The 1,331-nt window shown below is 74.5% G+C and carries 2 protein-coding genes; both read right to left on the reverse strand.

The window, feature by feature from the left end; genetic code table 11:
* The coding region (locus B9S57_RS35350) for a zinc ribbon domain-containing protein (protein ID WP_258036348.1) at positions 1-201 on the reverse strand (201 nt) is incomplete at its 3' end.
* Positions 202-203: 2 nt separating this feature from the next.
* The coding region (locus tag B9S57_RS10630; RefSeq protein ID WP_146057744.1) for a tetratricopeptide repeat protein at positions 204-1,331 on the reverse strand (1,128 nt) is incomplete at its 5' end.

The following is a 1,331-nucleotide window of genomic DNA, read 5'->3' on the forward strand; positions in this document are numbered from 1 at the left end:
CCACTCCACCGGAGCGCCGGCGGAGGCGGCCGCCACACCCTGCGCGGGCACCTTGATGGCGACCGTGGGACGGTCGCCCGGCGGCGCCGGCACGGCCGAGAGGTCGTACCCGCACGCCCCGCAGAACAGGTCGCCCGAATCCAGCGGTTCCTCGCAGCTGGGGCACCCCGGCAGGGGGGCAGGCTGGTGGCTCTGTGACATCTTCACACCCAGGTCCGGGGGCGGAAACGGTTGGCCCGCTCCACCAGTTCGATCCTCTCGTCGCCCCGCTGCGCGAGCCGGGCGAGCATCCGGTACGAGCGTTCGAGACCGAACCTGAGGCCCCGCTCGTCCAGCTCGCTGCCCAGCACCGACCTCGGAGCGGCAGGTGCGCTGGAGGACGGAGTGGCCGGCCGAGCCGTGGGACTACCGGAGAGTACCCAGTCAAGTGCCGTGCCCAGCACCTCGGTCGACAACCGCTCACGTCTCACCGCGTCCAGGCCGTAGCCCCGCAGGGCGCTCACCTGGTCCGCGGCGGCGGACAGATCGTCGAGCAACGGCTCGTGCGGGGCCCGCTCGCGGAGCCGCGCACGCACCGCGGCCACCCGGGCCGCCGTGTAGTGGATGGACGACTCCGGTACGGACTCCAGGGTGCGCACCGCCGCCGCCCTGTCGCCGGCGGCGATCTGCACCCGGGCCAGACCGAACGCCGAGCTGACGAAGCTCGGATCGGTCGCCCACACCAGGCGGTAGTACTCCGCGGCGTTGTCCAGCTGCCCCAGCACCTCCGCGCAGATGCCCAGCGCGAGCTTCGGCGCGGGCTCGCCCGGGAAGGCGTCGTAGACCGCGTCGAAGGAGAGCGCGGCGTTCTCGTTGTCGCCGGTCACCAGCGAGGCGATCCCGCGGTACCAGACGACCCGCCAGTCGTCCGCGTGCTGCGACTCCACCGTCGTCAGCGTGCCGACGGCGGCGGCGAGTTCGCTCATCTCCAGATAGGCCCGCAGCTCCCGCAGCCTGGTCTCCAGCGAGGGCGCGGGAACGGAGTGCAGCGCGGAGATCAGCTCGGCGGGAGCCGAGGTCATCACCCCGGCCAGGAAACCCGCGTTGGGGTCGTTCGGATCGACCCGGGGGACCGGCAGGGCCAGCGAGGTCGCGCGTGCGTCGAACCCGGCGAGCCGGGGACCCGCGGCCGGGTACGCCCCCGGGAGAGGTGCCGGTTCCACGACCGCCGCGCGGGGAGCGGGAACGGCCGGCCGGGGCGGTGCGTATCCCGGGGCGCCGCCGGCGGCACCGCTCCCGGTGCCGCCCCGGACGTGGGTGTCGGGCGCGTACAGAGGCGCGGCGCCGACCGG

It is taken from the genome of Streptomyces sp. SM10, from assembly GCF_002910915.1.
Classification (GTDB): Bacteria; Actinomycetota; Actinomycetes; order Streptomycetales; family Streptomycetaceae; genus Streptomyces.